General features: G+C 45.2%; 21 protein-coding genes and 1 pseudogene. 18 read left to right on the top strand and 4 right to left on the bottom strand.

Annotation, left to right across the window (positions count from 1 at the left end):
- Positions 1-66 precede the first annotated feature (66 nt).
- Positions 67-1,065 (bottom strand): molybdopterin molybdotransferase MoeA, encoded by a 999-nt coding sequence (locus tag IT392_02445; GenBank protein MCC6543345.1) that lies wholly within the window; start codon positions 1,063-1,065, stop codon positions 67-69.
- The gene (locus IT392_02440) at positions 1,046-1,675 is read right to left on the bottom strand and encodes an HAD family phosphatase (GenBank protein ID MCC6543344.1); all 630 of its coding nucleotides are present in this window, start codon (positions 1,673-1,675) and stop codon (positions 1,046-1,048) included. Before IT392_02440 ends, IT392_02445 begins: the two co-directional genes overlap by 20 nt.
- Before the next feature lie 103 nt (positions 1,676-1,778).
- Here IT392_02440 and tldD point away from each other — a divergent pair, with 103 nt between their 5' ends.
- The 7 genes from tldD to IT392_02405 all read left to right on the top strand — a co-directional run bounded on the left by tldD (position 1,779) and on the right by IT392_02405 (position 11,175).
- The gene (tldD, locus tag IT392_02435) at positions 1,779-3,224 is read left to right on the top strand and encodes a metalloprotease TldD (protein ID MCC6543343.1); all 1,446 of its coding nucleotides are present in this window, start codon (positions 1,779-1,781) and stop codon (positions 3,222-3,224) included.
- 30 nt (positions 3,225-3,254) lie between these two features.
- Positions 3,255-4,598 (top strand): TldD/PmbA family protein, encoded by a 1,344-nt coding sequence (locus IT392_02430; GenBank protein ID MCC6543342.1) that lies wholly within the window; start codon positions 3,255-3,257, stop codon positions 4,596-4,598.
- A gap of 2 nt (positions 4,599-4,600) precedes the next feature.
- On the top strand, positions 4,601-5,203 hold the full coding sequence (locus tag IT392_02425) for a TetR/AcrR family transcriptional regulator (protein MCC6543341.1): 603 nt from the start codon (positions 4,601-4,603) through the stop codon (positions 5,201-5,203).
- 29 nt (positions 5,204-5,232) lie between these two features.
- On the top strand, positions 5,233-5,625 hold the full coding sequence (gene crcB, locus IT392_02420) for a fluoride efflux transporter CrcB (protein ID MCC6543340.1): 393 nt from the start codon (positions 5,233-5,235) through the stop codon (positions 5,623-5,625).
- The gene (locus tag IT392_02415) at positions 5,625-5,966 is read left to right on the top strand and encodes a DUF190 domain-containing protein (protein ID MCC6543339.1); all 342 of its coding nucleotides are present in this window, start codon (positions 5,625-5,627) and stop codon (positions 5,964-5,966) included. Before crcB ends, IT392_02415 begins: the two co-directional genes overlap by 1 nt.
- Positions 5,967-6,332: 366 nt before the next feature.
- Positions 6,333-9,758, top strand: coding sequence for a CoA activase (locus tag IT392_02410; protein MCC6543338.1), 3,426 nt, complete (start codon positions 6,333-6,335; stop codon positions 9,756-9,758).
- Positions 9,721-11,175 (top strand): hypothetical protein, encoded by a 1,455-nt coding sequence (locus IT392_02405; protein MCC6543337.1) that lies wholly within the window; start codon positions 9,721-9,723, stop codon positions 11,173-11,175. The genes IT392_02410 and IT392_02405 overlap by 38 nt, the downstream gene beginning before the upstream one ends.
- Before the next feature lie 31 nt (positions 11,176-11,206).
- Here the strand turns inward: IT392_02405 and IT392_02400 are convergent, their stop codons facing one another.
- Entirely contained in the window at positions 11,207-12,091 is an 885-nt protein-coding gene (locus IT392_02400; protein ID MCC6543336.1) for a DUF4438 domain-containing protein, read from the bottom strand.
- Positions 12,092-12,946: a 4-hydroxy-3-methylbut-2-enyl diphosphate reductase gene (gene ispH / locus IT392_02395; protein MCC6543335.1), complete on the bottom strand. Its 855-nt coding sequence runs from the start codon at positions 12,944-12,946 to the stop codon at positions 12,092-12,094. It abuts the gene before it with no gap.
- 271 nt (positions 12,947-13,217) lie between these two features.
- On the opposite strand from ispH, the gene IT392_02390 reads away from it, so the two are divergent.
- The 11 genes and pseudogenes from IT392_02390 (at position 13,218) to IT392_02340 (ending at position 23,416) form a co-directional block, all read left to right on the top strand.
- Entirely contained in the window at positions 13,218-14,072 is an 855-nt protein-coding gene (locus tag IT392_02390) for a polysaccharide biosynthesis/export family protein (protein ID MCC6543334.1), read from the top strand.
- Between the two features lie 130 nt (positions 14,073-14,202).
- A complete protein-coding gene (locus IT392_02385) occupies positions 14,203-15,123 on the top strand; it encodes a ketopantoate reductase family protein (GenBank protein MCC6543333.1) in 921 nt (306 codons plus the stop codon).
- A 66-nt stretch (positions 15,124-15,189) separates the two neighbouring features.
- Positions 15,190-15,768, top strand: a pseudogene (locus tag IT392_02380) (gliding-motility protein MglA).
- Between the two features lie 406 nt (positions 15,769-16,174).
- Positions 16,175-16,918, top strand: a complete 744-nt coding sequence (locus IT392_02375; protein ID MCC6543332.1) for a YebC/PmpR family DNA-binding transcriptional regulator — start codon at positions 16,175-16,177, stop codon at positions 16,916-16,918.
- Between the two features lie 79 nt (positions 16,919-16,997).
- Complete coding sequence (gene ruvC / locus IT392_02370; GenBank protein MCC6543331.1) at positions 16,998-17,483, top strand: crossover junction endodeoxyribonuclease RuvC; 486 nt, start codon at positions 16,998-17,000, stop codon at positions 17,481-17,483.
- Positions 17,480-18,067, top strand: a complete 588-nt coding sequence (gene ruvA / locus IT392_02365) for a Holliday junction branch migration protein RuvA (protein ID MCC6543330.1) — start codon at positions 17,480-17,482, stop codon at positions 18,065-18,067. Before ruvC ends, ruvA begins: the two co-directional genes overlap by 4 nt.
- Positions 18,068-18,154: 87 nt before the next feature.
- Positions 18,155-19,177 (top strand): Holliday junction branch migration DNA helicase RuvB, encoded by a 1,023-nt coding sequence (ruvB, locus tag IT392_02360; GenBank protein MCC6543329.1) that lies wholly within the window; start codon positions 18,155-18,157, stop codon positions 19,175-19,177.
- Between the two features lie 142 nt (positions 19,178-19,319).
- The gene (gene pheA, locus IT392_02355; GenBank protein MCC6543328.1) at positions 19,320-20,387 is read left to right on the top strand and encodes a prephenate dehydratase; all 1,068 of its coding nucleotides are present in this window, start codon (positions 19,320-19,322) and stop codon (positions 20,385-20,387) included.
- Positions 20,388-20,445: 58 nt separating this feature from the next.
- Positions 20,446-21,528, top strand: coding sequence for a histidinol-phosphate transaminase (locus tag IT392_02350; GenBank protein ID MCC6543327.1), 1,083 nt, complete (start codon positions 20,446-20,448; stop codon positions 21,526-21,528).
- 14 nt (positions 21,529-21,542) lie between these two features.
- Positions 21,543-22,556 carry a 3-deoxy-7-phosphoheptulonate synthase gene (gene aroF, locus IT392_02345; protein ID MCC6543326.1) on the top strand — a complete coding sequence of 338 codons (1,014 nt, stop codon included), beginning with the start codon at positions 21,543-21,545 and terminating at the stop codon, positions 22,554-22,556.
- Entirely contained in the window at positions 22,553-23,416 is an 864-nt protein-coding gene (locus IT392_02340; GenBank protein ID MCC6543325.1) for a prephenate dehydrogenase/arogenate dehydrogenase family protein, read from the top strand. The genes aroF and IT392_02340 overlap by 4 nt, the downstream gene beginning before the upstream one ends.
- Positions 23,417-23,418: the final 2 nt, after the last annotated feature.

The following is a 23,418-nucleotide window of genomic DNA, read 5'->3' as shown; positions in this document are numbered from 1 at the left end:
ACCTGTTTTCCCCCTTTGAAAAAGGGGGATTAAGGGGGATATTAATACCACTTGCCAGTCTGAGGCTCATGGCTGTTTAACACCTAATAGCCTGTTGATAGTCGGTTTCCCGAATAATTCAAAACCCCTCATGGCTTCTGGCGGGTATCCTGCTACGCATACTATAGGTTTGTCCGAGAGTACTCCCATAATCAGAGGCTTTCCTGATTTCATTGAAACTCCATTCACAACCACACCCGGGACATCAATGGAATTGATAAGCTCTGCGATAAACTCCCTGCCACCGGCGGCTGTCCCTCCTGAAATAATTGCCATATCAACGCGGGTGAGTCCGCCGCGAAGCGCCTTTTGAAACATGGTTAAATCGTCTTTCATAATATCAACTACAAGCGGCATTCCACCACATTCCTCTACAAGAGCTGCAAGTGTGTATGAGTTTGCATCCCAGACATAGCCCGGCTTAAGAGGTTCAGCATGTCTCAATATATCATTTCCTGTACTGAATATTGCTACTATAGGCTTCCTTGATACGGTGACAGATGAGATACCATGACTCGCGAGCAACATAATCTCTTTTGGGGATAGTCTTGTTCCAAGACTGATTATTACATCACCTTTTTTCTGCTCGCAGCCTTTAGGCTCTATATTGTCTCCTCTGCTTAAAGGTTTTTTTACTATTATCCCATTGGCTGTCTTAACGATGTCCATATGTCTCACTACTGCAAAATCTCCTTCAGGCACAAAGCCGCCTGTTCTAATCTCCATACATGTCATAGCCGGCAGTCCCTCTGAATACGTCTTTCCCGGCTCTATCGTCCCGGCAACTGCAATGGTCACAGGCTTGTTTTCTCCGGCATGAGCAACGTCCGGCAAATTAACTACATAACCTTCTACTAATGCCCTTGAAAAAGGGGGGGAATCTATTGTTGCCTTAACATCAATAGCCGCTATCCTCCTGTTGATCTCACTGATCCCGACCTCCTCAATGCCGAGAGGCCCAGATGGAAATGCATCAAAAAAAGTCTTTAGCGCTTCTGCTACCGGATCATTTTGCTGATTGTTCATTAACTGTCTCCTCTATGAATCTTGTTATCTGTGCCACTGATTTAAACTCTACAGAGTTGATACCCAGACCCTGCGCCCCCAGAACATGCCCCTTTATATCATCAATAAATATTGCCTCTCCGGCTTCAACCCCTGTCTTCTTGAGTGCAATGCGAAAGATTTCAGGATCAGGCTTCATTACACCAACTTCATAAGATAATACCCACATGTCAAACTTGTACACAATAGGAAAGGATTTTTTTATATACTCAAAATGGAGTTCATTCGTATTTGATAAAAGGCATAACCTGAAATCCTTTTTTAATAATCGGATTAAATCTGCCACCCCCTCATTTTCTCTAAAAATGTCGTTCCATATCTGTTTAAATTGATCATAAGAAAGATCCAGATAGAAAGATTCTTTTATGTGACTGTAAAACTCATCTGATCTGATTTCACCTCTTTCATACTTACCGGCAATGTCAGTTAAATGCAGCCGCAGATAGTCAGCAATCTTCCCCGGGTCTTTATATGACATATGGTTAGATGATCGCGCCAGCCCCTCTGCTACAGAGGAAATGGAAAAGTCCAAAATGACCTTACCGAGATCAAATATTATCAGCTTTATCATCTTGAACTTACATATTACATTGAAGCAGACTATTTGTAAATATAGTTGACATAGACACAATCGTTCTATTATCCTGTGATATACAACAACTTTCGGATAAAAAATGTCAAAAGGTATCATTTCACCAGAAGTCTTTATTCCCGATAAATTCGGTATTGATAATCTTACAATGGAAAAGGCCCTTAGCGGATTACTCAGCCGTAAGGTAGACTACGCTGATCTTTATCTCGAGTATGTCACAAGTGAGTCGCTCAGCCTTGAAGAGGGACTTGTTAAAAATACATCAAGGAACATATCACAGGGCGTCGGAGTTCGTGCGCTTGCAGGTGACAAGACGGGTTATGCATATTCTGATGATGTGTCTCTTCAACACATACAGTTGGCAGCGGCTACGGCCGGTTATATCGCGGCAGAGTCCGGAGATAATTCCATTGTCTCTTTGAATAAAATGAAAAAGCCCGGGTTAAATCTATATCCGCTTGATGTCTATCCTACAGATGTTGTTGTCGAGGAGAAGGTCAGGCTCCTGGAGAAAATAGACAGGATGGCAAGAGACTATGATTCGAGGATTCGAAATGTTCTCGCATCCTTTACGAGCCAGTATAAGGTAATTCTCGTAGTTACTTCGGAAGGGCTGATAATAGGAGATATTCAGCCCTTATGCAGGCTTAATGTCACATGTATCGCTGAGGATGCCGGAAACCGTCAGGTTGGGAGTTTTGGAGGGGGCGGACGCGTGGAATTTTCACACTTCTTTGACGAAAACCGTTATGCCCTCTTTACAAGAAGGGCTGCAAAACAGGCATTAATAAATCTCGAAGCAGTTGACACACCTGCCGGCACTATGGATATTGTTCTTGGCGCGGGCTGGCCGGGGATACTGCTTCACGAAGCAGTAGGGCATGGCCTGGAGGCAGACTTTAACAGAAAGAGGACATCAGCCTTTACAGACATGATAGGTAAAAGGGTTGCATCAGAGATCTGCACTGTGATAGATGATGGTACTATTCCAGGAAGAAGGGGATCAATAAACGTGGATGATGAGGGGACAGAGTCATCTCGTACCGTCCTGATAGAAAATGGAATACTCAGAGGATATCTGCAGGACAGGCTCAATGCAAAATTAATGAAGATGCCTTTAACCGGCAATGGGAGGCGTGAGAGTTATGCTCATCCTCCTATGCCGCGCATGACCAATACATTTATGCTGCAGGGTGACTCAACGCCCGTTGATATAATCAGGACCGTCAGCAGGGGGCTCTATGCCGTTTCTTTCGGAGGCGGACAGGTTGATATAACTAATGGTAAATTTGTCTTTACCGCCAGCGAGGCTTACCTGATAGAGGATGGGAAGGTGACTGCACCGGTACGGGGCGCCACGCTGATCGGCAACGGCCCTGATGTATTGAAGAAGGTTTCTATGGTGGGCAACGACCTGGAACTTGATAGTGGAATCGGAACCTGTGGTAAAGATGGACAATCTGTCCCGGTTGGTGTAGGAATGCCCACCATTAAGATTGATGGTATGACAGTGGGCGGAACAGTATAAAATCTGAATAGGGCGTGGGATTCTGAAAAAATGGAAATTACTATTGAAATAGCTCAGGATATTCTGGCGAGGGCTAAAACAAAGGGGGCTTCAGACGGTGATATAATCGTCGTAGACGGACGGTCATCCGATGTTCTTGTTCGCCTTTCTTCCATAGACAAGATTACTGATTCTCAATACAAGACGCTGGGGTTAAGGCTTTTTTTCGGCAAGAGAAGCGCTATAAGTTCAACTTCGGATTTCACACAGGAGTCACTTGAGAAGTTGATAGAAGACACTTGCGAGTTTGCAAGGGTAACTGCTCATGATGAATTTGCAGGTCTTCAATTGCCTAAGTACAGGCAGAGGGCCAAAGAAACAGATGTATACGATGAGACTGTTCATCAGGTAACAAGCGAAGAGATGATAGAGATGGCAAAGACTGCAGAGGCCTCAGCATTCAAATATGATGACAGGATAACAAACAGTGACGGGTCAAGTTGCAGTAAGAGTTTCACGCATATTATTTATGCAGGTACAAATAATGTGTCAGGAGAATACAAGACATCCATGTTCTCCATATCAGCGACACCTATTGCATCAGTGGATGGACTGATGCAGCGTGATTACTGGTATTCTTCTTCAAGACGTTTCAGTCAGCTTGAGAGACCGGAGAGTGTTGGAGAAACTGCTGCGATGCGTACAGTCCGCCGTCTCGGCGCAAGACAGATTCACACACAACAGGCGCCTGTTGTATTTGATCCGGAAACTGCAGCCACCCTGCTTGGAAACCTTTGCATAGCATTGTCCGGTTACTCAGTCTATAAAGGTACATCGTTTCTTGTTAATCTGTTAAACAGGCAGATAGCTGCTCCTGAGGTTACGATATATGACGATGGGACTATCCCGTGGGGAATAGGGTCGAAACCATTTGATGGTGAAGGCACTGCATCAAGAAAAACGATTGTCATAGAAAGAGGGATCCTGACAAACTATCTTTTAGACTCATACTCTGCAAGGAAGTTGGGTTTGACGACTACTGGCAATGCCTCGCGCGGTGCAGGAGACCCTCCGGTTGCCGCCCCTACAAACCTGTATCTTTCTGCCGGCAGGCATTCACCTGATGAGATAATAAGGTCAGTGGATTCAGGACTGTATGTTACCGATCTTATAGGTTTTGGGTTTAATCCTGTGACTGGTGATTACTCCCGGGGTGCGTCGGGGATATGGATAGAAAAGGGTGAACTGGCATATTCTGTTGAAGAAATAACAATTGCAGGTAATCTTAAAGATATGCTCATGCAGATAGAGATGATCGGTAATGACCTCAGCTTCAGGCAGAAGATATGCTCACCGACCATTAAAATAGGGAAATTGACAATAGCAGGACATTGAAATTGCTCAAAAAGAACCGCAGAGAGGAAATACTCAAGTCAGCCATCTCGGCATTCTCACATAAGGGCTACCACAATACAAGCATCTCTGACATTATAGAAAAGGCCGGAATAGCACGCGGTACTTTCTATCTCTACTTTGAAAACAAGCGGCAGATCTTCGACAGTGTACTCGATAATCTTATTATCGAACTTGACCACTGCATAAAGAAGATAGAGCTTGGACAAGGTCTTCCAAACCCTTTAGAGCAGCTCAAGGCAAATCTGATACGGGTTTTGGTTCTATTTATTGAAAACAGGGACCTGACAAGGATATTGCTTCGTCATGCCACCGGACTTGATGCAGATCTGGATCAGAAGATTACAGAATTTTATAAGAATTGGGCACGCAAGATTGAGGAGGCCATCAATCTGGGGAAAAAAATGGGCATTGTCCGCGAGTGCAATTCAGCATTGATCTCATACTGCATCCTTGGCTGTATTAAAGAAGTCATAGAGCATATCACTTTAAACAGGAAGGAAAAACCGGATATCAGCGTTATTTCTGATGAGCTGATTAACTTTGGCCTGCATGGCCTGAAAAACCCGAAACTGCCTCTCTTATGAATTCAAACAAATGAGGAGGTTAAATACGAATGGCGATGGTTTCATTCATAGCTTTTTTTGGCGCTCTCGGCTGTTTGATTCGATACTTTCTTTCAGGGTGGGTTTATAACCTTCTGGGAAAGGGGTTCCCATACGGGACATTTGTCGTGAATATAATTGGGGCCTTCTTTATCGGCCTTGTAATGGAGTTCAGCCTGAGAAGTACTATTATATCACAGGATATGCGCATAGGTCTTACCATCGGATTATTGGGCGGGCTTACTACATTTTCCACATTCAGCTACGAGACGTTCAAACTCCTTGAAGACGGTGAGTTATTGATTGCAACGGCCAATGTTCTGGCGAGCATATTGACCTGCATATTATTTACATGGCTTGGGATTGTCTCTATACGCTATATGTATATTAAAGGAGGTTTGTAATGACTAAACTCATTGGGGAGAAAATTCTGATGAGGATATTTATAGGCGAAAGCGACAAATACGGTCATAGACCACTCTATGAGGTCCTTGTGGAACTGTTCAGACGGGAGGGGCTCGCTGGGGCGACGGTACTGCGGGGTATTGCAGGATTTGGGGCTCACAGCATAAAACATACAGACAAGATACTAAGGCTTTCTATGGACCTTCCAATAGTAGTGGAGGTGGTGGAAGAGCATGAGAAGCTGGACAGAATAATGCCGAAGATAGACGGGATGATGAGTGGCGGAATGATAACCATGGAAAAGGCTACAGTCATAAAATACACTCCAGGAATTCCCTAATCAGGTTCAGTGTGACATGTGACACAATGAGAGGAAGGCACTATTTCCGGATGAACCATCATGAGCCGCGGGCTCACAAAGTACATGAAAATAATCCCCCTTACTCCCCCTTTTTCAAAGGGGGAAATTAGTTGCCCCACTTTAGAAAAGGGGGGCAGGGGGATTTGAAAGGCTATTTCGAGTGAACCGTCATGAGCCGGGGCCCGCAAAGAAAGTAGGATGAGAAAAATCTTGACTACACAATCAGTTCTTAGTAGAATCAGCCAGTAGACTGACATGTCAGTCTACTGATATGTCAGTCTACTGATATGTCAGCGGCAGATAGTCTCTCTGTATCCCTCATTTTAGGCGCTTGACCAGAAATATATGAGCAATATAGTTTCCCATCAGCAGAATCTCTTCATCGGTCTTGACGTAGGCTCTACCACTGTTAAGGCTGTTGTCATGGATGCCGCCACTGACAACATTCTCTGGTACGACTATCAGCGGCACGATACGATGCAGATTAAGAAGGTCCTGGAATTTCTTCATACAATAGAGATTGAATTCAAAGGGCAATCTGACAGGTTCCGTATCTTTATAACCGGGAGTGGCGGGAGGGCCGTGGCAGCTCTGATTGGCGCCAAGTTTGTTCAGGAGGTAAACGCCGTCTCTCTTGCAGTGGAAAAAAAACACCCTGATGCCGGGTCTGTTATAGAACTGGGCGGGCAGGATGCAAAGATTATCATCTGGTCCGAAGACCACAATGGCAATAAGAGAAAGCTTTCCAGCATGAATGATAAGTGCGCAGGCGGTACCGGAGCAGTGATAGACAAGATATCTGCCAAACTTAATATTTCACATGAAGATGTAAGTGCCATTAGGTATGCCGGTACAAGACTGCACCCTGTTGCAGGTAAATGCGGCGTCTTTGCAGAGACAGACATAAACGGACTTCAAAAACAGGGTATACCATCTCAAGAACTGATGGCCTCACTTTTCGAGGCCATCGTACAGCAGAATCTAAGCGTACTGACGAGGGGTAATACATTAAGACCTCATGTGCTTCTCCTGGGGGGGCCCAATGCCTTTATACCGGCGCTGCAGGAGGCATGGTCACATCATATCCCAGAGATGTGGAAGGAACGGGGTATTATCCTTCCATCTGACAATAAGCCGGAAGATCTAATATACGTCCCTTCCAATGCCCAGTACTATGCGGCCATAGGATCTGTAATCTACGGGAAAAGTGAAGACGAGTCTGTCGGGAGATATAAGGGTTCAAGGGAATTGGAAGATTATATATCGGGAGGCCGTAAGACATCTGATGCACGGGCAGCTGCTACAGGCCTTGCGGCTGACAAAGAAGAACTTGAGAGATTTCTTGCAGAGTTTAAAAAGATGCCATTTACCCCCCCTGACTTCTCATCAGGGGAGATAGTGCATGGCTATATAGGCATTGACGGCGGATCAACCTCTACGAAGGGTGTTCTGCTTAATAAAGACGGCGATCTCATTGCCAGGGCATACAGGCTTTCCAAAGGTAATCCAATAGATGATACCAAAGAAATATTAAAAGATCTCAGACAGCAGGTAGAAGCACATGGCGCACACCTTGAGGTGGGAGGCGCAGGTACTACAGGCTACGCAAAGGATATGCTCAAGGAGTGTTTTGGAGCTGATGTAGCCCTTGTCGAGACAGTTGCCCACACTAAATCTGCACTCCGTTATTTTGATGATGCAGATGTTATTGTAGATGTGGGTGGTCAGGATATAAAGGTGATCTTTCTCAATGACGGTAAGGTTAAGGACTTTAAACTCAATACGCAATGTTCTGCCGGAAATGGATATTTTCTTCAAAACACTGCAGAGAGATTTGGTTTTGATGTAACAGAGTATGCAGAAAAGGCGTTCAAGGCGGAACGCCTCCCCCTATTCCATTATGGTTGTGCAGTATTTCTTGAATCAGACATTGTAAATTTTCAACAGCAGGGATGGGAACGGGAAGAGATCATGGCAGGACTCGCTAATGTTCTCCCCAAGAATATCTGGCTGTATGTTGTTCAGGAACCTAATCTGCGCAGGCTCGGAAAGACGTTTATCCTCCAGGGCGGCACACAGCATAACCTGGCTGCTGTAAAGTCACAATATGACTTTATAAAGTCAAGGGTGCCTGAGGCCGTAATACATGTTCACAAATATACCGGTGAAAGCGGCGCCATAGGAGCCGCGCTCGAGGCAATACGCGTGGCTGGAGATGGAAACACAAGCTTTATTGGTCTTGACGCAGCAGATGGTATCAGCTTCAATGCACTGAGGAGCGAGGATACAAGGTGTAATTTTTGCCAGAACAGCTGCCAGAGGACATTCATAGATATTGAGGCCTCTTCTGCCCAACACTCTAAACGTTATATAATTGCAACCTGCGAGAAGGGGACAGTGGAAGATATCAAAGAAGTTCAGGCTATAAAAAAGAAGGCTGACAGCCTGAAGAAGATGTATCCGGACCTGTCTGAGATTGCGGCAAAAGAGGTATTTAAAAGCAGGGCTGCAGAAAAACCATTAATGAGCCCGGGCGTCACAAAAGGCCATGAAAATAATCCCCCTTACTCCCCCTTTTTCAAAGGGGGAAATCTGGTTCCCCCCTTTAGAAAAGGGGGGATGGGGGGATTTGAAAGGTTATTCTCCAAATTGAGCAGGCCTAAATCCGAAGGCCGGAATATAAGGATCGGGATTCCTCGGACACTCAATATGTACTCAGTTGCCCCGTTCTTCGTAGCATATTTCGAAAAACTTGGTGTCCCGTACAAAAACATCATATTGTCTGATGACACAGATGAAAAGATGTATAAAGAGGGTTCAAGACGCGGCGCAATTGATGCATGTTTTCCAAGCAAGGTTGCTCTGTCGCATATGCATAACCTTATATACGGAAAGAAGGTCCGCCCGGATGCAATATTCTTCCCTATGCTGCTTGATCTCCCTTCAGAGATAAAAGAGGCTATAGCAAGTTCTTCCTGTCCTACCGTTGCAGCTACCCCCGAAGTGGTTAAGGCGGCCTTTACAAAAGAAGAAGACCTTTTTGCAAAACATGGCATAAGGCTTCTTGCACCTCACTTGAATATGGGCGAACCAGAATTGTTTGAACAGCAAATGTTTCTTTTCTCGTCTGATGTATTCGGTGTCAGTAAGAGTGAATGCAGGGAGGCTATGAAAGCAGGAGTTAAGGCCCTTGCAGACTATGCAAATAATCTCAGACTGAGAGGACGGGAAGTCCTCAGCAGGATAGAGTCAGAAGGCAAGGTGGGTGTGGTAGTCCTCGGCAGGCCATATCATAATGACCCCGGACTCAATCATGAAATATTATCAGAGATTCAGAAATATGGTTATCCAATATTTACGGTAGATTCACTCCCTGTGGATGATGATGTTCTGGACAGACTATTTGGTGATGAAATAAGGCGTGGTGATATCAGTCATCCCATGGTAATAACAGATGTTTGGAAGAACTCATACAGCGAGAATACCAATAAGAAATTATGGGGGGCAAAATATACGGCAAGGCACCCGAACCTCGTTGCCGTTGACCTGTCAAATTTCAGGTGCGGACATGATTCGCCCATATATGCCGTCGTTGAGGAGATACTTTCTGCGACACAGACACCTTATTTTACATTCCATGATATTGACGAGAACAGGCCTTCGGGTTCTATTAAGATACGGGTTGAAACTATACACTACTTTTTACAAAGATACGAAGAGGAGTTAATAAATAATGAACTCACACGTCCTGCATTACAAGAGACCTGCTGAGAGACCATTTACAAAAGATCAGCGTGATTCGACAACCATTCTCTTTGGCGGCCTCACATATAATCATGACTATCTTATTGAAGGGGCACTGCAGGGAATGGGATATAACGCCAAATATCTTCCAATCCCCGATAATCAATCCCTTTCAGTAGGAAAAGAATATGGTAATCGAGGTCAATGTAATCCTACATATTATACGGTTGGAAATCTTATAAAATATTTGCAAAACCTTCAGGCATCCAATACGGAAAATATAGATGATAAATATGTCTTTCTAACTGCCGGCTCATGCGGTCCGTGCCGCTTTGGGATGTATGAGGCTGAATACAGGAAGGCGCTCAGGGATGCCGGATTTCCGGATTTCAGGGTACTGCTTTTCCAGCAGTCAGGGGACATGAATCAGGGTAGGGAATGGGGTTTAGAGCTTACGCCGAAATTTTTCATTACCCTGGTCAAGACTATTATGGCAGGTGATATGCTGAATGAACTGGGTTATAAAATACGTCCATATGAAATTGTCCCTGGTGAAACAGACAGATGCATAGAGCGCGGACGTGACATACTTTACTCTGCGCTTAAAGAGAATAAACCGCTGCGGAGAATATTGAAAGAAGTCAATCAGCTGTTCTCGGAAATTAAAGTAGATTATTCCCGCATCAAACCCAAGGTTAAATTAACGGGTGAGTTTTGGGCAATGACTACGGAGGGAGATGGAAATTACAGGCTGCAGAGGTGGCTTGAGTCTGAAGGGGCTGAGGTTGTTACAGAACCTGTAAGTAACTGGGTCAGCTTTATTTTCTGGGAACATGTTGAACGGGCTAAAGAACGAATTAAGGTAAAAAAAGGGGCTTATAAGGCAATACTGGGTTTGAAGGCAGCAAGTCTCTTATTCAATTATTATTATACCAGTTACCGCAGTGCCCTGAAATTCAGACCCGATGCACTTTCATCCCAGGATAAGATAGCCGAATATTCAAAACACTATTACAGTCCTAAAATATCCGGCGGAGAAGGACATATGGAGATTGGTAAGCATATCATGTCGTTCAGGGAAAAGAAGGCACACCTTGTTGTATCAGTAAAACCATTTGGTTGCATGCCGAGTACCCAGAGCGACGGAGTTCAGTCCAAGGTGGTAACCGACCTCGGCAACAGCCTCTTTGTTTCCATAGAGACTTCAGGTGACAGCGATGTCAATGTCAAGAGCAGGGTGCAGATGAAACTGTATGAAGCCAGGGAACGCGCAAAGAAAGAAGTCGCAGACATGCTGAACAAGCACAATCTGACGATGAAACAGGTCGAGGAATACAGTAAAATCAACCCACTCTCAGGTATGATACGGCTTCCTCATTGTGAAGCAAGTAGTACCAGCAACTTCATTAATTTGAAGGCTGCAGAAATCAGGAAGGTCAATTAGTAAGGTTAATAGGGACAGCGACTATTTAACCTTACCGCCAGCGCCCGATGCCGAGATATTTGCCAAGGTTTGCATCAGGATCAATCTTAGGGACGATCAGGGCCTTACCCGAAGTCATTATAGTCTGTACACCGGGGCCATGACCTGCAAGGTAACTGTCAGTATGTATCACAATGCCGATAGTAACAGCTCCTTCCCTGTAGGTCCATCCATAACTGGAATCATGGTCCTGTATTGCAACAATGTCCCCAAGCCGTAAGACATCAAGTTTAAGCCTTTTTATCGCCTCAGCGTCCGACGTTTGAATGTCGTAGTCTCCCTTGTAAACATCGTTATGCCCCAGACCTGAACCCATCAATTTGCCGGGAACTAATGCAGTCACCGGTACTTCAATCCTGCCGTCCGCTTCCGCAGCCAGTCCTAACTTTTTCAGGACATCAGGTGAGAGGCTGAAGAGCTTTATTTCCGGATAATCTGTGAGGGAGAGCCCCTGACCATAGGCACGTATCAGCAGCTTGTCATCCTGAGTGAGTTTCTCCAGTGTCTCGTCATCAAAGTCTGCGATTACATGTTCTACCCCGCCGTGATGCCCTGTTACAATCCCCTTAGCGCCTTTTGCATCTCCGGAAATGACGACAGCCTCATTACCAATGCAGGAAAATGTGTTAAAGGCACGGTTGGGGTCTTTGTTTGGTTCTTTGGGGTCACTGCTCAGAGAGACGCACGGCTCAATATGGTCGCCTGCCAGACCAAATACCGGGTCGCCAACTTTAACATTATAGGTTATTCCTCCAACACTCGGAAGCATAAGGCTCACTCCGGTACTTGTAAGCTCCCAGCCAAAACACTTGGGGTAGACCACGCTGCCCTGTACAGCAAACTTAATGAGCTTGTCTTCATTTATCTTTAATGTCATTTATTCCTCCATTTCTTCTATCTTATCTGTCACATCATCAATAAGCCATTGGGGAGTCGAGGCGCCCGCTGTTATTCCAACTTTAACTATGCCGTTAAACCATTCAGGTTTCAGTTCATCTGCAGTCTCTACATGTTCAGTGTGTACGTGTCTGGAACATATTTCGGCAAGCCTCTTTGTATTTCCGCTATTCCTGCCCCCAACGACCAGCATCAGATCTACCATCCTTGCCAGTTCATCTGCCGCATATTGATTACTCCTGGTCGCACCACAAATAGTATTCCTGATCTTCCACTTCAGGTTGTTTGACTTAATGTACTGTTCTATCTTTTTGAATTTTGTAAATTCCTGGGTAGTCTGAAAGACTATCGCAGGGCGCAGAGGCCTTTTCTCTATAATTTGCTCCAGGTCTGAAACCACGTAAATCGTACAATCTGCTACTTCGTGATGAGCATGCCCTACGATTCCTCGAACCTCGGCATGCATCTCATCCCCTACGACAAATAACTCATATCCCCTTCTGCAGAACTCTACCGCATAATCCTGAACATCTTTTACAAACCTGCATGTAGCATCGACGATATTAAGATCATTAGTCTGTGCCCTGTTAAAATCATCCGGAGGTACGCCATGAGCCCTTATTACAAGGTTGCCCTCTTTATATTTGTCGAGATCACTGATGGGTTCGATACCGTAGTCTTTTTTTAGACGATCTATTTCCTGAGGATTATGGATCAATGGACCGTATGTCATAGTAGGAAGGGAAGATGATGCGGCCACCTCAGTAGCCTTATTTATAGCCTCTCTAACACCGAAACAAAAACCTGAATGACGCGCAATCATGATATCTTTCATTTATCTATCATATTACATTATCAGTGTGATGTCTTGCAAATCTCTATTCTCGTGACGAGGTTTAACTTATAATCTCCTTTGTGTTGACATTTTCCGGCTAATATCCTATTCTTGTATCTACAAATTACGGGGAGTCATGCCTTCCATCGTTTATAACCTTGTTTATATGCGACATAAAATAATAATCACTCTCATCGTTTTATCTTTATGCAGCTTTCATTTTCTGCCTTCCAAAGCTGAGTCTGCAGGGACTTCATCTGGCAGGAACAATATGCGTGACGGTGATTTAATTGATATTATAAAGTCTTTTTCTTTAGCCTATAAAAAAGGTTTTGCTGACGAATACATGTCATTCTTTACCAAGACAGCCCTTGAAAATGGCAGCGATCCGGTTGATAAAATCCGGGCAAACTACGCTGAAATGATCTCAAATAATATTGTTTCAGCATATGAATTCGAGATATCAGACATAAAAAAGACCGGAGATTCGGCGGTTGTTGATGCCATATACAATAAAACCCTCGTAGCTAAAACTAACGGCATCGCAGTGCCTTCAAGCGGAAATGCAGTTATACGATTTGTTTATGAGAATGACAAAATCAAGATCTCATCTATAGACTATGATAAGAACACAGAAGGTGATTATGTCATTGGAAAGGAAGATTTACTTGACATCTCTGTATGGAAGTCGCCTGAACTTTCACTTTCAATAATTGTCCGTCCCGACGGCATGATATCTCTACCCCTGATAGGTGAAGTACGGGCTGATGGACGAACGCCGACTGAGTTAAAAGAAGATATACAAGCAAAGCTGAAAGAATTCAAGCAGGAGCCGATTGTCTCTATTATCGTTAAAGAATCAAACAGCAAGTCCATCTTTATCTCCGGGGAGATTGTAAAGCCGGGGAAATATCCTTTACGAAGTGATACCACTATAACGCAGGCAATCTCGCTGGCAGGAGGATTTACCCAGTGGGCAAATAAGGATAAAATAATCATTATACGAAAAAGTTCCTTGAATCCGGAGGGAAACCGGGTCTCGATTAGATATTCTGATATTGTTGCCGGTACAAATATGCGGGCAAATATCATGCTAAGGCCTGGAGATACCATAATAGTCCCTTGACACATGAGGTATTTATATTCGTTCTCCGCTAATACAGATCATGTTGATTGGAACTCCCTCATGGCTAATTAAGCTTTTCATTAATCAAAACAATGCGTGAAATAGAGTTGGGTGGAAAGTGAGGCAGTCAATGAACATACTAATGGTTGGTGCAGGAGGAGTCGGCGGTTACTATGGCGCTGTCTTGATGAGGGCAGGTGCAAAGGTCTCCTTTCTTGTAACTCCCCGCTCTCTTCCTATCCTGAAAGCAAAAGGGCTTACTGTGAAGAGCAGGGGAGAGGTGTGGAATTTCATGCCTCCGGTATCAACGGACCCTCAGGACCTTTGTCCGTGCGACCTTATCATAATAGCAGTTAAACGATATGACACGGAAAAGGTGCTTGATGCCATCCGGTTCGTTATTACGAAAGATACTATAATACTGACGATCCAGAATGGTATTGATGGTGAGGATGACATCCTCCGCCGCTACCCTGATGCCAACGTCATTGGAGGTGTTGCCTTTCTTGCTTCAAAGATTGAGGAACCCGGAGTCATTAATCACATCGGGGCCGGTTCCCTTGCAATAGGAGAGCTGGATGGCTCTGAGAGTGAACGTGTCAGGACTGTTGTAACTCTGTTTAAGAATGCTGGAATACGCACGAAGCTGTCAATGGATATCTTAAGGGCAAAATGGGAGAAACTCTGCTGGAATGCTGTATTTAATCCAGTGTCAGTTATCCTGAACGGCCCTCTCGACAATATCCTTGATTCAGTGGATGCGCTGGATGTGGCATTTAAGATATTTGAGGAGATCAGGGCAGTTGCAGATAAAAAAGGTATTTTCATTGATGCCGGCCTTATGGACGAACAGATAAACGTTACGCAGAAGCTGCGTGGTTATCATACCTCCATGTATGAGGACTTTCTCAAGGGTAAACCGACAGAGATTGATTTCTTTAATGGTTATATTTGCCGGGAGGGTGCAAAACATAATGTGCCAACACCGGTCAATTGTACGGTCACATCACTTGTTAAGGCCATAAATTTACAGCACAAAATCGCAGGTTGACACTTCTTGTCGTTTTCTGATAAAACTATCTGACTAGTTAACAATATTGAGTTTTACTGTTACTCTATGGCATTATTCAATTATACCTCACGGGAAATAAATGCAAAAATAGTTTATTACGGACCGGGGCTGTCTGGTAAGACGACTAATATCAAGTGTATCTATGAGAAAATAGTCCCCGAAAAGAAAGGTAAACTTATAACCCTTCCTACTTATTCAGACCGTACACTCTTTTTTGATTTCTTCCCCCTTGAGGCCGGTGAGATCAAGGGATATAAGATGAGGTTTCATCTTTACACTGTCCCAGGACAGGTGTTTTACAACGCAACCAGAAAGCTTGTGTTAAAAGGCGCTGATGGAGTCGTCTTTGTCGCTGACTCACAGGATGGGATGATGGATTCCAATCTGGAGAGCCTCTACAATCTAAAAAAGAACCTTGCAGACCATGGGATCAATATTAATGACTTCCCTGTGGTGCTTCAGTACAATAAAAGAGATCTGCCAAATGTATTGCCGGTAGAGGTGCTTGACAAGACATTAAACAGCCGCGGCCTTCCATACTTTTCCGCCGCTGCTTCTTCAGGTGACGGTGTTCTTGAAACGCTGACTGCTATCAGTAAGCTGGTGCTCGGAGATCTAAGGGAGATGATCGAGACGGGACGACCCAGAAAGAGGGTACCTGTCCCAAGGGAGGGGACAGAGGCTGAAACGCCGGTATCTGCTTCGTCAGCATCAGGGGAAATCAGGCAGGAGAGAAGAGAGGATTTAAGAAATTGGGTAGACTCTGACAAATCTGTCAATGCTTCAGGAAAAAAGACAGAGGGCCTGGGGGGCCCTGATACTCGTGTTACTATGGAGAGTATAGAGCTTGGCAAACCTGTCCCGGAGATAACGAGGATTACAGATACTTTGATGGAAGGGATACTGGACGTTGCCCTGAATGTTAAACTCAGGGTAGTGACAACTAAGGAAGGCAGTAAGATCAGGATTAAAGAAATAGAAATCTCAGACTATGAGCCAAAGGAGATTGGGGTAAAAGGAGGGGAGTAAGATGTCTGGTCATTCAAAATGGGCTACTACAAAACATAAGAAGGCGGCTATAGACTCAAAAAGGGGAAAGATATTTACGAAGATAATAAAGGAAATAACTGTTGCTGCAAGGATTGGCGGCGGTGATCCGGAAGGAAATGCCAGGCTGCGTACTGTTATTCAGAAGGCAAAAGAGGCCAATATGCCGGCAGATAATATAAAGAAGGCGATACAAAAAGGTACCGGAGAACTTCCTGGGGTATCGTATGAGGAGGCTGTTTTCGAGGGATACGGCCCTGGTGGTGTTGCTGTAATTGCGACAATCATGACTGATAACAGAAACCGTACGGTACCTGAGATACGGCACATCTTCGGTAAGCACGGAGGCAATATGGGTGAGGCCGGCTGTGTCTCATGGATGTTTGATAAGAAGGGCTATATTGTGGTGGAAGGCGGGAAGGTTGATGAAGAAAAATTGATGAACATAATAGTAGAGGCCGGTGCGGAGGATATGAGACGTGATGGGGATAACTTCGAGGTTATTACATCCCCTGGAGATCTGGAAACTGTTAAGAAGATGATAGAAGATGGAGGAATAACAGTAGCCCTGTCTGAGGTCACAATGCTTCCACAGAACTATATGGAACTGGACGACAAGGGCGCTGCCCAGGTTTTAAGGCTGATTGAGGCGCTTGAAGACAATGATGATGTGCAGAATGTGTATTCCAATATTATTGTAAGAGACGAAGTGCTGGAAAATATTTAATAATGGGGTCAGGTCTTGAATTTTGATGTTGTTTCTACATCAAAATTCAAGACCTGACCCCATCATTAAAGGAGTTCACATGCGTGCGTTGGGGGTAGATCCTGGCACTGTTGCAACAGGTTATGGCCTCGTAGATGAAGAGGACAATCAGCTATTCCATGTAACTTCCGGTACGATACAGTTCCCGCAGAAGGCTCATATTTGTAGCCGGCTTCAGCAAATATATACTGAAATTGAAAAAATTATCCAGGCTAACAAACCTGATGCAGTAGTGATTGAAAAGGGATTTTATTCAAAGAACGTGCAGACACTGGTCAGATTATCTCAGGTTAACGGGGTAATTATGCTGACATCCGTTAATGCCGGGATACCTCTGTTTGAATACACGCCACTTGAAGTTAAACAATCGGTCGTCGGTTATGGTGCGGCAAAGAAGGAGCAGGTGCAGCAGATGATCCGGAAGATACTCAGGATGGAGACCCCCCCCAAATCACACCATGCCTCAGATGCGCTTGCTGTTGCCATATGCTATTTAAATTCGTATAAGTTCAGAGAACTGCGATGATTGCACATCTCCGCGGACATCTTGTCGTTAAGTCACCACAGTATGCAGTTGTAGATGTAAACGGGGTCGGGTATAAGGTCTTTATTCCCCTGACTACATTCACGAGATTGCCACATGATAATGCAGAGATTATACTGCAAACTTATACGCATGTTCGTGAAGATGCGATACTCCTCTATGGTTTTTTAAGCGCGGAGGAAAGAGACTTTTTTATAACACTCCTTACGATATCAGGCGTTGGTCCAAAGATGGGTCTTAATTTACTGTCCGGTTCATCACTGTCCGATCTGTTGAAGATTGTAGAGAGTGAGGATGTCAAGAGATTGAGCATGATACCAGGAGTAGGTAAGAAAACAGCTGCCAGGATAATCCTTGAGCTTAAGGAAAAACTACCTGCAATGAGCAGTGCAGAGGGTGAGCCCCATCTGGATCATTCAATCTCGGCTGATGCCCTGTCTGCACTCGTGAATCTTGGCTATCCGAGGGCGCAGGCTTATGAGGTAATCAGAAAGGTGCTGGGTCAGAACAGGGATATTACGGTTGAGTTGCTGATCAGGGAAGCGTTAAAAACATTGATTAGATGAAAATCCCCCTTAATCCCCCTTTTTCAAAGGGGGAAATTGGTTCCCCCCCTTTAGAAAAGGGGGGGAAGGGGGGATTTGAGAGGTTATATGCAGGACCGCATAATTACAGCGCAATTGGAAGAAGAAGAAAAACGGTACGAGGCGACGCTGCGCCCGCCTACCTTGTCCGAATACATTGGCCAGGAAAAGGTAAAGGAAAATCTCAATATATTTATTGAGGCCGCCAGGAGACGTTCAGAGGCACTTGATCATGTCCTTTTTTACGGCCCTCCTGGTCTTGGCAAGACAACGCTTGCATATATTATTTCAAGGGAGCTTGGGGTCGGCATAAAGGCCACATCAGGTCCGGCCATAGAAAGACAGGGGGACCTTGCTGCAATACTGACAAATCTTCAGAAAAATGAAGTGCTCTTTATTGATGAGATCCACAGGTTAAACACTGCTATAGAAGAGATCCTGTATCCTGCCATGGAGGATTATCAGATAGATATTATTATAGGTCAGGGACCCTCTGCAAGGACGATTAAACTGGATATACCGAGATTTACATTGATTGGCGCAACAACCAGGAGCGGTCTTCTTACATCACCATTAAGGGACAGGTTCGGGATTATAACGAGACTCGACTTCTACAAACCGGAGGAGTTGCGGATGATACTACGGCGTTCCGCAAATATACTTGATGTTCATCTTGATGACAGCGGTGCAGATGAGATTGCCCGCCGCTCACGGGGGACACCCAGGATAGCAAACCGTTTGCTGAGGCGGGTCAGGGATTATGCACAAGTCAAGGCAGACAGTATCATAACGAGAGATGTAGCTAAAATGGCCCTTGGCATGCTTGAGATTGATGAACGGGGTTTTGATATTATGGACCGAAAACTCCTCCTGACGATCATCGAGAAATTCGGCGGAGGTCCCGTCGGGCTTGAGACCATTTCTGCCGCAATCAGCGAAGACAAGGATACGATAGAAGATGTATACGAACCATTCCTGATCCAGGAGGGTTTCCTGCACCGGACACCGCGCGGACGTCTCGCAACACCGAATGCATACAGGCACTTTGGAATAATTAAACCTGGAGAAACAGAGCAGGGGAGCCTGCTATAGGGGTTTACACCTATGCAGATTATGAAAAACTTCCTGAAGGGGCGCCCTGCGAGTGCTTATTATGATCTCAGGCAAGCCAAACCATCCAATTAACATCCTTGCTTATTGCAAACACCTATAGAATACGCTATCATATCCCACTATGAAAGAACTTGATAAGTTGCGTCAGGGTATAGACAATATTGACTCTGAGATCCTGAGATTGCTGAACGAGCGGGCAAAAGCTGCTATTGAGATTGGTAAGATCAAGAAGGAAGAGAAAATGGTGGCTCATGTTCCGCAGAGGGAGAGGGAAATATATGAGCGGCTTGAGAAAGAGAATCATGGTCCCTTTCCAAAGGAGGCTATCAGAGTTGTTTTCAGGGAGATAATGTCTGCATCTCTGTCATTAGAGCAGCCTCTTAAAGTGGCGTATCTCGGGCCAAAGGCTACATTCACATATCTTGCATGTATGAAACAGTTCGGGGTCTTTTCCGACCATATACCTGTGAACAGCATTAAAGAGGTTTTTACAGAGGTCGAGAAAGGTCTTGCTGATTATGGTGTTGTCCCCATAGAAAATTCCACAGAAGGCGTCGTGAATCACACCCTCGACATGTTTATAGACTCTAACCTCAAGATATCGTCGGAGATCCTGCAGGAGGTGAGTCATCATCTGCTCTCTCTGACAGGTAACATAGCGGACATAAAGTGTGTATATTCTCATCCGCAGCCGATTGCGCAGTGTTCAGGGTGGATAGAGAAAAACCTCGTTAATATCCCTGTTGTTGAGGTATCCAGTACTGCACGTGCAGCTGAAATGTGTGTGGAAGATTCTTCAGCGGCCGCTATTGCGAGCGAGCTGGCAGCACAATTGTACGGCCTTAAGATAATCAGGAGCCACATTGAGGATTATTCCAGCAACTTTACCCGTTTTCTGGTTATAGCAAAGAATCACGAGCCGAAGAGCGGAAAGGACAAGACCTCAGTAATGTTTTCAATTAAGGATAAGGTCGGGGCCCTCCACAATTGTCTTAAGATATTTACCGATTGCGGGATAAATCTTACAAAGATTGAGTCGCGTCCGTCGAGAAAGAAAATGTGGGAGTATATCTTCTTTGTTGATATTGAGGGGCATATTGAGGATGAGAAGATAAAGAAGGCATTGGATGAGCTTGAGCAGCAGTGTACCTTTCTTAAAGTGCTGGGGTCTTATCCGGTCGGAGAGTAAAAGAAGCAATGAGCAATGAGTAGTGAACAATGAGATAGAAAGAAAGCTAATAATCGTCATGCTTAAGTATGTCAGCGACAACATAAAGAACCTTGTGCCGTACCAGCCTGGCAAGCCCATTGAAGAGCTTGAGAGGGAGCTCGGGATTAAGGGGGTAATCAAACTTGCATCTAATGAGAATCCGCTCGGGGCATCGCGTAAGGCGATTGAAGCTATAAAGGGATGCCTGGATAAAAAGGTACACATATACCCTGATGGTGGAGGGTTCTATCTCAGACGGGCGCTTGCAGAAAAATGGGGCTTGCCTTTTGAGTCGGTAATGCTTGGTAATGGTTCAAACGAGATTATCGAACTTCTTATCAGGACTTTGGTCTCCCCTGGCGATAATGCGGTTACATCGGAAAATACTTTTTCTGTTTACAGGCTGATTATGACTGCGGCAAACGGAAATATTATCACTGTGCCGATGAAAGAAGAACGATTTGATCTGAAGGCAATAGCGGGAAAGATAAACTCAAGGACACGCCTTGTCTTCATAGCCAATCCGAACAACCCAACCGGTACGATGTCAACGGCTCAGGAGGTAAGAGACTTCATGAGTGAAGTTCCACAGGATGTCATGATCGTCTTTGATGAGGCTTATGCTGAGTATGTGACTTCGGATAAGTATCCCGATTCCCTGAACTATCTGAATGAGGGGCATAATGTCGCTATACTGCGCACCTTCTCAAAGATCTATGGACTGGCAGGGCTGCGCATAGGATATGGGCTTACGACTGTTGAGATGGCTGACATGATGAACAGGGTGAGACAGCCTTTTAACACTAATGCACTTGCTCAGGCAGGGGCTCTTGCTGCTCTGGGAGATGATGCGCATGTTGAAGAGAGTCGCAGGATAAACAGGGAAGGAAAGGAATATTTATACAAAGAGTTTGACTCGATGGGGATTAACTTTATACCTACGGAGGCAAATTTTATTTACTTTCGTGCCGGCAAAGACGGGGGCGCTATCTTCAATGCCATGTTGAAGGAAGGGATTATAATCAGGCACATGGGCGGGGCTAATCTGAGGGTTACTATTGGATTGCCGGAGGAGAACAGGAAGTTTGTTGAGCTGCTTCGGAAGGTGTTGGGAAAATAACAGGAGGAAGTTCCATGATAATTGTTTTGAGACCTGATGCTACAGATGAACAGATTTCTCATGTAAAAGAAAAGCTTGAGGCGCTTGGCCTTGCAGTTCATGTATCAAAGGGGAAGGAGCGAACAGTCCTTGGAGCAATCGGAGATGAGCGGGTGCTTGTGGATCAGCCTATTGGCGCATTTCCAGGTGTAGAGAAGGTTGTTCCCATCCTCAAGCCATATAAACTTGCGAGCAGGGAATTCCATGCTGATAATTCTATTATTGATATTAATGGCGCTTTGATCGGTGACAAGAAGATTCAATTGATTGCAGGGCCTTGTGCAGTAGAAGACCGGGAGATGCTGATCGGGATTGCTAAAGAGATTAAGGATGAGGGGGGTATGTTTATAAGAGGCGGGGCGTTCAAACCACGTACTTCCCCATACACCTTCCAGGGTCTGGGGCTTGAAGGACTTAAATACCTGGCTGAGGCGAGAGAAAAGACCGGCCTTAGAGTGGTTACGGAGCTCATGGATCCGCGGGATCTGGAGATGGTAAATGAATTTACAGATGTCATTCAGATTGGCGCCAGGAATATGCAGAACTTCAGGTTACTGCAGGAGGTGGGCAATTACGACAAGCCTGTAATATTAAAGAGGGGATTGTCGGCTACAATAAAAGAGTTCCTGATGTCAGCTGAGTATATCATGTCCAGGGGTAATCATAAGGTTATACTATGCGAGCGTGGTATTCGTACCTTCGAGACAGCAACGAGAAATACACTCGACTTAAGCGCCGTACCTGTATTAAAGCAGTTGACCCATTTACCGGTTATTGTTGATCCGAGCCATGGAGTAGGAAAGTGGGACCTCGTTACTCCAATGGCACGGGCTGCCGTGGCAGCAGGCGCTGATGGGATACTTGTCGAGATACACCCGAACCCTGAGAATGCCCTTTCGGATGGTGAGCAGTCCCTGAAGATCTCTGTATTTAAAGAGATGATGAGGCAGCTGAGGCTTATAGCCCAGGCGATTGGCAGAGAGATATGAGTCCCCTGCCCCATTTCCGGAAAATGGTTATTATAGGTGTGGGACTGATTGGTGGCTCTCTTGCACTGGTCTGCAGGGCCAACGGGATTGTATCAGAGGTTGTCGGGGTCGGACGGAGTGAGGCAAACCTGCGGGATGCCGTTGCCCTGAAGGCTATAGATAGTTATAGCTTTAAGGCTGAAGATGCTGTTAAGGGGGCAGATCTTGTCATACTTGCTACCCCTGTCAGAAGCCTGATAAAACTGGCGCAGGAGATAGCCCCTCATCTGGCTCCAGGGGCAATTGTAACGGATGTCGGTAGTGTCAAGGGCCCTCTCACAGAAATAGAAGATATATTACCTGAAGGAACATATTTTGTCGCCGGCCACCCGATTGCAGGCAAAGAGAAGTCCGGTGTAAAGGCTGCATTCGCCCAACTGTTTCAGGATGCAAGGTGTATTTTGACACCTACCCCGCGGACAAATCCTGATGCTGTAAATGCTGTTCAGAAGATGTGGGAGGCTGCGGGGGCCAGGGTTTTGCGAATGACCCCTGATGCCCATGACCATGTCTTTGCTGCTGTCAGCCATCTGCCGCATGTCATAGCGTATGCACTGGTAAATACACTTCTTGAGCTTGAAAATGAGTCAGACGGGATCATCTCATACTCTGCAGGCGGATTCAGGGATTTTACCCGGATAGCAGCAAGCCATCCTGAAATGTGGCGGGATATATGTCTGATGAACAAGAAAAACATCCTTGATATGCTGGACAGATATGAGGTCAGTATAGCGAGAATCAAATCGTTTATCGAGAGTGATAATGCAGACGGATTGTACAACGAGTTTGAGCGGGCAAGGCTTGTACGGGAGAGGCTCTAAAG

It is taken from the genome of Nitrospirota bacterium (assembly GCA_020846775.1).
GTDB lineage: Bacteria > Nitrospirota > 9FT-COMBO-42-15 > HDB-SIOI813 > HDB-SIOI813 > RBG-16-43-11.
This window is presented reverse-complemented; position numbering and strand designations above follow the sequence as displayed.